Source organism: Micromonospora sp. NPDC023633 (assembly GCF_040640035.1).
Classification (GTDB): Bacteria; Actinomycetota; Actinomycetes; order Mycobacteriales; family Micromonosporaceae; genus Micromonospora.
In genome coordinates, this window is sequence record NZ_JBFABB010000063.1 from 17,477 (window position 1) to 26,965 (window position 9,489).

A 9,489-nucleotide genomic window follows, 5' to 3' on the forward strand; every position below is an offset into this window, starting at 1 on the left:
GCCGGACGGCCGTCACATCGGAGATCAGCTCGTCTCGCCGGCCACGCTGAATGAGCGAAGCCGGTCGATGGCCAGCACCGTGAAGCCCACGCTGATCAACGCGGCCATCACCGCCGCCACCGGCACCGAGACGCCGGCCTCCAGCAGCCCGGTGGGGGCCAGCCGGTCGGCGAGGGCGATCACGTACTGCTGGATGGAGAGCACCTTGGTGCCGCTGACGACGTTGCCGAGCAGCCCCTCCCAGATCAGCACGTAGACCAGGCCGAGCAGCACCGGCCGCCGGGTGAGGAGGCTGAGCGCCACGAACAGCGCCGAGTACGCCAGCGCCCCCACCGCCGACGCGGCGGCGAGGGACAGTCCGAGGCGTACGGAATCGGCCAGCACGCCCGCCACGTAGAGCGGCACGGCGACGGTGACCGCGGTGACGCCGGCGGCCACCGCCAGCTTGGGCAGCACGATCTGCCAGCGCGGCAGCGGCTTGGTCAGGATGTGCACGACCGTGCCGTCGTCGATCTCGGCCCCCAGCACGCCGGTGCCGACGATCAGGGCGACCACCGGGAGCACCACGGCCAGGCCGAGGCCGACCAGCACCGGCGGACCCCACTCGCCCGGGTCCACCCCCAGCGCGCGGGAGAGCACGGCGAGCAGCACCAGCACCACGGGCAGCGGCAGCAGCAGGAGGAACCGGCGACGCCCGAACAGCCCCCGCACGGTGATCCAGGAAACGGTAGACATGGTTCAGGCCTCCACCAGGTAGGAGAAGACGCTCTCCAGGGATTCGTCCTCGGGCACCAACTGCCGCACCCGGATGCCCTCCGCCAGGGCGATCTTCGGCAGGACGCGGGTGAACGCGCCGTAGTCGCCGGCCCGCACGGTCAACCCGGTGCGGCCCAACTCGACCCCCGTCACCGACGCCTCGGCCATGAGCGCCACGGCGAGCGCCCGGTCGTCGGTGGAGTGCACGGCGAAGACGTGCGGCCGGTTGGTCATCAGCCGGCGGATGGTGCGGAAGTCGCCGGAGGCGGCCAGCCGGCCGGCGACCATCACCTGGACGGTGCCGGAGACCTGCTCGACCTCCTCCAGGATGTGCGAGCTGAACAGGATGGTCCGGCCGGCGTCGCCGAGGCGGTGCAGCAGCTCCATCATGTGCAGCCGCTGGCGCGGGTCCATCCCGTTGAACGGCTCGTCGAGCAGCAGCACCTGCGGCTCGTGCACCAGCGCCGCGGCCACCCGGGCGCGCTGCCGCATGCCCTTGGAGTACGTGCCGATCCGGCGGTCCTGCGCGCCCTCCATCTCCACCAGGGCGATGGCCCGGCGGGCCGCCTCCGCCGGGTCCGGCAGCCGGTGCAGCTTCGCGCTGGCCAGCACGAACTCGTACGCGGTGAGGAAGGTGTGCACCGCCTCCCGCTCGCTGACCAGGCCGAGTTGGCGGTAGACCTCGGGATTGCGCCAGGTGGGCCGGCCGTCCAGGCTCACCGCCCCGCGCGACGGCGCCAGGAAGCCCGCCATCATGTGCAGCAGGGTGGTCTTGCCCGCGCCGTTCGGGCCGAGCAGCCCGGTGACCCCGGGGCCGAGGCTCATGCTGACGTCGTTGACCGCCACCACGTTGCCGTACCAGCGGGAGACGCCCGCGAGGTCGAGGGTGCTGGTGGCGGCGGTCGGCGTACCGGCCACCTGGTCGGCGCTGATCGTGGTCATCGGGCGGCCACCTTCCGGTATCGCAGCATCAGCAGGGTCACGCAGCCGGCCACGAGCAGCACGGCGGCGACCGCGTAGACGGGACCGAAGTCGCCGATCATGAGCCCCTCCTGTCCCTTGGGGAGCAGGTCGCCGAGGGCCCAGTCGCCGACGCCCCGCACCAGCGTGGACGGCGAGGCGAGGAAGGCCAGTTCGTTGACCGTCTGGGACGGCATGATCGACAGGGTGCCGACGATCGGGGTGGTCATCAGGAACACGGCCACGATCCCACCGGCCGCGAACGCCCGCTTGCCGGTGAGCGAGGCGACCAGCAGGCCGACCGAGGCGAAGACCACCGCCCAGAGCCCGGCGTAGAGCAGCCCGGGCAGCAGGTCGAGCAGCTCGTTCCAGACCCCGCGCATGCCGTCGCCGGTGGTGAAGGCGGCGCCCAGGAACATCAGCAGCTGCGGCCCGCCGAGCAGCAGCCAGAGCGCGGTCGCCAGCGCCAGCAGCTTGGCCAGCGGGTAGTCCGAACGCGGCAGCGGCCGGGAGAAGTAGAGCGGCAGCACCCCGCTGCGCAGGTCCCGCGAGACCAGCTCGGGGGCGACCACCGCGACGAAGAAGATGACCAGCCAGGCCATGTTGTCGGCGAACTGGGCGTACGTCATCACCGCCTCGCCGACCTGGCTGCGCACCGCGGTGAGCCCGGCGGCCACCACGGTGACAATGGCGACCACCAGCCAGGGGAAGATCTTGGCCTTGGCGCTGCGGCCCAGCCCGAACGCCGTCCGCAGGCCGTGCAGGTAGAGCGCGCCGAAGACGGCCCGGCGGCCCAGCCGGGGGCCGGTGTAGCGCTGGTAGCCGATGTCGTGGATGACGCCGGTCGGCTCAGGCATGGCTGGGCTCCCTCGTGGCGAAGAGTTCGGCCACCCGGTGCCGGCGCTGGTCCAGCCGGTGCAGCGGCAGGTCCAGCTCGGCGACCGCGCCGAGGATCAGGTCGTAGGTGGCGTCGTCGGCGAGCTCGACGAGCAGCAGCCGACCGTCCCGGCGTACCGGCAGGTCGAGCGCGGCCAGCCGGGCGGCCAGCTCGTCGGTGCCCTCGCTGACCTCGACGGCGAGCACGTCGGTGGCCGAGGTCATGGCGGAGATGTGGTCGGCGCGCAGCAGCCGCCCGCCGTCGATGGCGACCAGGGTGTCGCAGATCCGCTCGACCTCGCCCAGCAGGTGCGAGCAGACCAGCACGGAGATGCCGAACTCGGTGCCGATGCGGTGCACCAGCGCCAGCATGGCGTCGCGGCCGGCCGGGTCGAGGCCGTTGGTCGGCTCGTCGAGCAGCAGCAGGTCGGGGTCGTGCACCAGGGCCTGGGCGAGCTTGACCCGCTGCTTCATGCCGGTGGAGTAGCCGCCGACCGGGCGGTAGCGCTCCTCGTAGAGCCCGACGTGCCGCAGCGCCTCGGAGGCCCGCTCCCGGGCGACCGTACGCGGCAGGCCGCTGACCCGGCCGAGGTGGGTGACCAGCTCGGCGGCGGAGAGGTCCGGCGGCAGGGCGTCGTGCTCGGGCATGTAGCCGACCCGGGCACGCACCTGGGCGGAGTCGGTGGTCGGGTCGAGGCCGAGCACCCGGACCCGGCCGCTGGTCGGGGCGAGGAGGCCGAGCAGGATCTTGATGAGGGTGGACTTGCCGGCGCCGTTCGCGCCGACCAGCCCGATGATCCCCGGCTCGACCGCGACGGTGAGGTCGGCCAGCGCGGTGACCCCACCCCCGTACGTCTTGGTCAGCGACTCGGTCGCGATCAGTGTCACGTGGTACAGCGTAGGAGGCGATGTGCGCCGTGGGCAGCGGCTCGGCCCCCGGCGCTCCCCTGATCCTGGCGGTCCGCGTCCCCTAGGGTCCCCGGCGGTCTCGCGGCGGTCCCCGCGCCGTCGGGACGGTGGCGGACGCTCCGACGCCGCCGGGACGGATCGACGGCCGCCACGCCGCAGCGGGGCGGACAGGACGGGGCCCGAACCGACACACTGTCCCCCATGCTTACCCGACTGTTCCGCGCGCCGCTGACGTGGGTGGTGGTCGTCGTCCTCGCCGCCGGGTCGGCGTTCGGCCTCTACTGGTTCCAGCCGTGGAAGCTGGTCACCGACGCCGAGGTCGACGAGGCGCTCTCGAGCGTGGAGCCCACACCGGCTCCGATCGGTTCCGCCACCCGCGCGACGGCCGCCCCCGCCGGGCCGGTCCTGGTCGGCCGGGGCGACTTCGTGACCCACGAGCACGACACGTCGGGCAGCGCGCGGATCGTCCGCCGCCCCGACGGGCGACACCGGCTGGAGTTGGTCGGGCTGGCCACCTCCAACGGCCCGGACCTGCGGGTCTGGCTCACCGACCAGCCGGTGCGCAGCGGCACCGCCGGCTGGCGGGTCTTCGACGACGGCCGGTGGGTCGAGCTGGGCCGGCTGAAGGGCAACCGGGGCGACCAGGGCTACGACATCCCCGCCGACGTCGACCTGACCGGTTTGACCAGCGTCTCCATCTGGTGCAAGCGGTTCGCCGTCTCCTTCGGGGCCGCGCCGCTGACCCCGCCCGGCTGACCCGCCGGTCGCCGCCCCGGGCCGTCGTGCCCGCCGGTGGAGTGGCGCTCTCGACCGATCGCCGACCGGCTGAGAAACTGTGTGCCGGCCGGGTCTGGTTTGGGGGATGGATGAGCAACAGCTGGGTGCTGCCCGACGAGGTGCTCCGGGACGCGCCGGCGTACACGCCGCGCCCCGGTGAGCTGGCTGACCTGGAGCTGCTGCTGATCGGGGCGTACGCCCCGCTGGCCGGCTTCATGACCCGCGCCGACCTGGTCTCGGTGAGCCGCCGGGGGCGGCTCGCCGACGGCTCGCCCTGGCCGGTGCCGGTGACCCTCCAGGTGCCGACGGCGCTCGCCCAGGGCCTCGACCCGCGCGACGAGGCACGCCGCACCCTGGTGCTCACCGACGGGGAGGGCGCGCCGGTCGCGGCGCTGGAGGTCGCCGACGTGTGGCAGGTCCGCGACGGGGTGGCCGGCGTCGGGGGCACGGTCCGCCGGCTCGGCGACGGTGGCCACGGCCCGTTCCGGCGGCTGCGCCGCACCCCGGAGGAGATACGCCCGCTGCTGCCGTCCGGTCGGGTGCTCGGGGTGGTCGCCGACCGTCCGCTGCACCGGCCGCAGCTCGCCCAGATCGCCCACGCGGTCCGCACGCTCGGCGCCCACCTGCTCGTGATGATCCCGGTCGGCGAGGACGGCCTGGGCGGGTTGCCCCCGGAGGCGCTGGTGCGCAGCGTCTTCGCCGCCCGGGACCGGATGCCGCCGGCCACGCTGGTGGCCGTGCCGCTGTCCCGGCGGCGCGACGAGATCAGCGACGCGCTGCTGCGGGCCCGGGTGTCGGCGGCGTACGGCGTCACGCACCTGCTCTCCACCGGCGAGATGCTCTCCGGCGCCGGCCTGCGGGTGCTGGTGCCGCGCGAGCTGGCCTACGACAACCGCGACGGGCAGTGGCGCTGGCGGGAGGACATCCCGCCGCGCAACCGGCGCCTGGCGCTGACCCAGCCGGAGATCGACGACCTGCTGGACCGGGGCTTCCCGCTGCCCGAGTGGCACACCCCGCCGGCGGTGGCGAAGGAGCTGGCCCGGGCCCGGCCGCCGCGGCGGCACCGGGGCCTGGTGATCTTCCTGACCGGGCTCTCGGGTTCCGGCAAGTCGACGATCGCCCGGGGCCTGGCCGACGTGCTGCGCGAGCAGGGCGACCGGAGCATCACGCTGCTCGACGGTGACGTGGTGCGCCGCGAGCTCTCCGCCGGGCTGGGCTTCAGCAAGGCCGACCGGGACCTGAACGTCCGGCGGATCGGCTGGGTGGCGGCGGAGATCGCCCGGCACCACGGCGTCGGCATCTGCTGCCCGATCGCCCCGTACGCCCAGGCCCGCGCGACCGCCCGGGAGATGGCCCTGGCCGCCGGTGCGGGCTTCCTGCTGGTGCACGTGGCGACCCCGCTGGAGGTCTGCGAGCAGCGGGACCGCAAGGGCCTCTACGCCCGGGCGCGGGCCGGCCTGCTCACGGGGATGACCGGCATCGACGACCCCTACGAGGTGCCGACCGACGCGGACCTGGTGGTCGACACCAGCGACATGACGATCGACGAGGCGGTCGAGGCCGTCCTGCACCACCTGAACGAGACGGGCTGGGTCGAACCCCGGCTCCCGTCCATCTGATCGGCCCTCCGCCTACCGGTGGTCCCCTCCTTCGCGCTAGTGTTCATCTTTGTTCGAACACGTTCGACCGCGTGAGAGCGCACAGCTGGCACGGAGGTACGGCGGATGCTCGCTCAGCAGCGGCAGGCGGCCATCCTGGAACGGGTCCGCGCCACCGGCGGCGTGCGGGTCACCGAGCTGGCCGCCGAGTTCGGCGTCTCGGACATGACCATCCGCCGCGACCTGGAGGCGCTGCACGAACGCGGCCTGCTGGCCAAGGTGCACGGCGGCGCCACGGCGGCCGGCCCCGGCTCGACCGACGAGCCGGGCTTCCGGGCCAAGTCGGTGCGGCAACTGGCGGAGAAGGCGGCCATCGCCGGCCGCGCCGCCGAGCTGGTCCGCCCCGGGGCGGCGGTCGCCCTCTCCGCCGGCACCACCACCGCCGAGCTGGCCCGCCGACTGGTGGACGTGCCGGGCCTGACCGTGGTCACCAACTCGCTGCCGGTGGCCGAGATCCTGCACGCCGGCGGCCGGTCGGACCAGACCGTGGTGCTCACCGGCGGGGTGCGTACGCCGTCGGACGCGCTGGTCGGGCCGCTGGCCGTCGCGGCCATCCGGTCGCTGCACCTGGACCTGATCTTCCTCGGCGTACACGGGATCACCGAACGGGCGGGGTTCACCACCCCGAACCTGATGGAGGCGGAGACCGACCGCGCCCTGGTGGCCGCCGCCGACCGGCTGGTGGTGCTCGCCGACCACTCCAAGTGGGGCACCGTCGGCATCTCCTCGATCGTTGAGCTTTCCGCCGCACACCTGCTGGTCACCGACGACCGGCTGCCTCCCGACGCGCGGCGGGTGCTCGACGACCGGGTGGGCGAGCTGGTGGTCGTGCCCGCGACGGGCGCGGGACGGACGGCCACGACGACAGATGAGGGGATGGCGAGGTGAAGCGCACCGCGATCGCGCTGGCCGACGGCCGGGAGCTGATCTACTTCGACGAGCGGGACGACGCCGTCCGGGACCAGCCGGACCGGCGCGAGCTGCCCCCGCCGCCGCCCGCGTCGCAGCTGCGGCTGGACCCGCTGACCGACGAGTGGGTGGCCGTCGCCGTGCACCGGCAGACCCGCACCTTCCTTCCGCCGGCCGACCAGTGCCCGCTCTGCCCCAGCACCGACGGTCGGCAGAGCGAGATCCCGGCGCCCGACTACGACGTCGCCGTCTTCGAGAACCGGTTCCCCTCGCTGAGCGGCCGGGTGGCCGACGAGCCCGCCGAGATCACCCCGTTCACCCCCGTCCGGCCCGGCGTGGGCCGCTGCGAGGTGGTCTGCTTCACCGACGACCACCAGGCGTCCTTCGCCTCCCTCCCGCCGCGTCGGGTGCGCACGGTCCTCGACGCGCTCGCCGACCGCACGGCGGCGCTCGCGGAGCTACCCGGGGTGGAGCAGGTGTTCTGCTTCGAGAACCGGGGCGTGGAGATCGGCGTGACCCTGCACCACCCGCACGGCCAGGTCTACGCGTACCCCTTCGTGACCCCGCGGACCCGGGCGCTGCTGGCCGCCGCCCGCCGGCACGCGGACCGCACCGGCGGGCGCAACCTCTACGCAGACGTGCTCGCCGCCGAGCGGGCCGCCGGCGACCGGGTGGTCGCCGCCAACGAACACTGGACGGCGTACGTCCCGGCGGCGGCCCGCTGGCCGTTCGAGGTGCACGTGGCCCCGCACCGGCCGGTGCCGGACATCCCCGCGCTGAACTACGCCGAGCGGGACGCCTTCGGGCCGCTCTACCTGGACCTGCTGCGCCGCTTCGACGGGCTGTTCGACCTGCCGATGCCCTACATCGCCGCCTGGCACCAGGCGCCGGTACGCGTCGACCGCGAGCTGGGCCACCTGCACCTGCAGCTGTTCAGCATCCGGCGCGCGAAGGACAAGCTGAAGTACCTGGCGGGCTCGGAGTCCGCGATGGGCGTCTTCATCAACGACATCGCCCCCGAGCGCGCCGCCGAGCTCCTCCGCGCCGTGTGAAGCACGGGCGCCTGAACTGGCCGGCAGGGAGGGTGGAGACAGGGCGCGGGGGGCCCGGGACAGGGCCCCCCGCAGGGAAGGGACGGCTGGCTGTGCGCGACAGCCGGGAAGGCTGGCTGATCGGCACGCTTGCCGCGAGGCGACCGCGGTCAACCTTCCTGGACGCGACTGGCATCTCGTCCACCCAGGTCAACGAGGCGCGCCGGAGTTGGTGACGCGACCGGCGTGTCACCTGCCGACACGCCGCCAGCCCCGAGCGTCGGCGGGAACGGCGGAGCCCGCCGGCGAGGGCCGGCGGGCTCCTGGGTGACCCGGCGGCAGCACCACGGGGGTGCCGCCCGAGGGCGCGCGGAGGATCAGGCGGAGAGCTTGCGCGCCAGGTTCTCGTCGAGCGCGTTCATGAACTCGTCGGTGGTCAGCCACGGGGCGTCCCGCGAGATGAGCAGCGCGAGGTCCTTGGTCATCTGGCCGCCCTCGACGGTGTCGACGATGACCTGCTCCAGGGTGTCGGCGAACTCGGTGACCGCCGGGGTGCCGTCCAGCTTGCCCCGGTGGGCCAGGCCCCGGGTCCAGGCGTAGATCGACGCGATCGGGTTGGTCGAGGTCTTCTCGCCCTTCTGCCACTGCCGGTAGTGCCGGGTGACCGTGCCGTGCGCGGCCTCGGCCTCGACGGTACGACCGTCCGGGGAGAGCAGCACCGAGGTCATCAGGCCCAGCGAGCCGAAGCCCTGCGCGACGGTGTCGGACTGCACGTCACCGTCGTAGTTCTTGCAGGCCCAGACGTAGCCGCCCTCCCACTTGAGCGCCGCGGCGACCATGTCGTCGATCAGCCGGTGCTCGTAGGTGATGCCGGCGGCGTCGAACTCGGCCTTGAACTCGTTCTCGAACACCTCGGCGAAGATGTCCTTGAACCGGCCGTCGTACGCCTTGAGGATGGTGTTCTTGGTGGACAGGTAGACCGGGTAGTTGCGGTCCAGGCCGTACCGGAACGACGCGCGGGCGAAGTCCCGGATCGACTCGTCGAAGTTGTACATGCCCATGGCGATGCCGCCGCCGGAGAAGTTGGCGACCTCCATCTCCATCGGGGCGCCGCCGTCGGCGGGGGTGTAGGTGACGGTCACCTTGCCCGGGCCGGGGACGACGAAGTCGGTGGCCTTGTACTGGTCACCGTGGGCGTGCCGGCCGATGATGATCGGCTTGGTCCAGCCGGGGACCAGCCGCGGCACGTTGGACATGATGATCGGCTCACGGAAGACGACGCCGCCGAGGATGTTGCGGATCGTGCCGTTCGGCGACCGCCACATCTTCTTCAGGCCGAACTCCTCCACCCGGGCCTCGTCCGGGGTGATGGTCGCGCACTTGACGCCGACGCCGTGCTCCTTGATGGCGTTGGCGGCATCGACGGTGACCTGGTCGTCGGTCTCGTCGCGGTGCTGGATCGACAGGTCGTAGTAGTGCAGGTCGACGTCGAGGTAGGGCAGGATCAGCTGCTCCCGGATCTGCTTCCAGATGATCCGGGTCATCTCGTCGCCGTCGAGCTCAACGACCGGGTTGTTTACCTTGATCTTCGCCATCGGCCGGCGCTCCTCTCG

The 9,489-nt window shown here is 73.2% G+C and carries 9 protein-coding genes; 4 read left to right on the forward strand and 5 right to left on the reverse strand.

From position 1 onward, the window contains the following. Positions 1 to 24 precede the first annotated feature (24 nt). The 4 genes from AB0G13_RS20230 to AB0G13_RS20245 are packed head-to-tail and all read right to left on the reverse strand — an operon-like array spanning position 25 to position 3,480. On the reverse strand, positions 25 to 735 hold the full coding sequence (locus tag AB0G13_RS20230; protein ID WP_357876290.1) for an ABC transporter permease subunit: 711 nt from the start codon (positions 733 to 735) through the stop codon (positions 25 to 27). A gap of 3 nt (positions 736 to 738) precedes the next feature. Beyond that, complete coding sequence (locus tag AB0G13_RS20235; RefSeq protein WP_357876292.1) at positions 739 to 1,698, reverse strand: ABC transporter ATP-binding protein; 960 nt, start codon at positions 1,696 to 1,698, stop codon at positions 739 to 741. Next, positions 1,695 to 2,573: an ABC transporter permease gene (locus AB0G13_RS20240; RefSeq protein ID WP_357876294.1), complete on the reverse strand. Its 879-nt coding sequence runs from the start codon at positions 2,571 to 2,573 to the stop codon at positions 1,695 to 1,697. Before AB0G13_RS20240 ends, AB0G13_RS20235 begins: the two co-directional genes overlap by 4 nt. Next, positions 2,566 to 3,480 (reverse strand): ABC transporter ATP-binding protein, encoded by a 915-nt coding sequence (locus tag AB0G13_RS20245; protein WP_121399777.1) that lies wholly within the window; start codon positions 3,478 to 3,480, stop codon positions 2,566 to 2,568. Before AB0G13_RS20245 ends, AB0G13_RS20240 begins: the two co-directional genes overlap by 8 nt. Before the next feature lie 222 nt (positions 3,481 to 3,702). Between AB0G13_RS20245 and AB0G13_RS20250 the strand changes: the two genes are divergently transcribed. The 4 genes from AB0G13_RS20250 (at position 3,703) to galT (ending at position 7,897) form a co-directional block, all read left to right on the forward strand. Further along, a complete protein-coding gene (locus AB0G13_RS20250; RefSeq protein ID WP_357876297.1) occupies positions 3,703 to 4,257 on the forward strand; it encodes a DM13 domain-containing protein in 555 nt (184 codons plus the stop codon). Positions 4,258 to 4,367: 110 nt separating this feature from the next. Further along, entirely contained in the window at positions 4,368 to 5,897 is a 1,530-nt protein-coding gene (cysC, locus tag AB0G13_RS20255) for an adenylyl-sulfate kinase (protein WP_357876299.1), read from the forward strand. Positions 5,898 to 6,002: 105 nt separating this feature from the next. Then, complete coding sequence (locus AB0G13_RS20260; protein WP_357876301.1) at positions 6,003 to 6,824, forward strand: DeoR/GlpR family DNA-binding transcription regulator; 822 nt, start codon at positions 6,003 to 6,005, stop codon at positions 6,822 to 6,824. Further along, positions 6,821 to 7,897, forward strand: a complete 1,077-nt coding sequence (gene galT, locus AB0G13_RS20265) for a galactose-1-phosphate uridylyltransferase (protein ID WP_357876303.1) — start codon at positions 6,821 to 6,823, stop codon at positions 7,895 to 7,897. Before AB0G13_RS20260 ends, galT begins: the two co-directional genes overlap by 4 nt. 356 nt (positions 7,898 to 8,253) lie before the next feature. On the opposite strand, the gene AB0G13_RS20270 is transcribed toward galT, so the two are convergent. Continuing rightward, entirely contained in the window at positions 8,254 to 9,471 is a 1,218-nt protein-coding gene (locus AB0G13_RS20270; RefSeq protein WP_357876305.1) for an NADP-dependent isocitrate dehydrogenase, read from the reverse strand. Between the last annotated feature and the right edge of the window lie 18 nt (positions 9,472 to 9,489).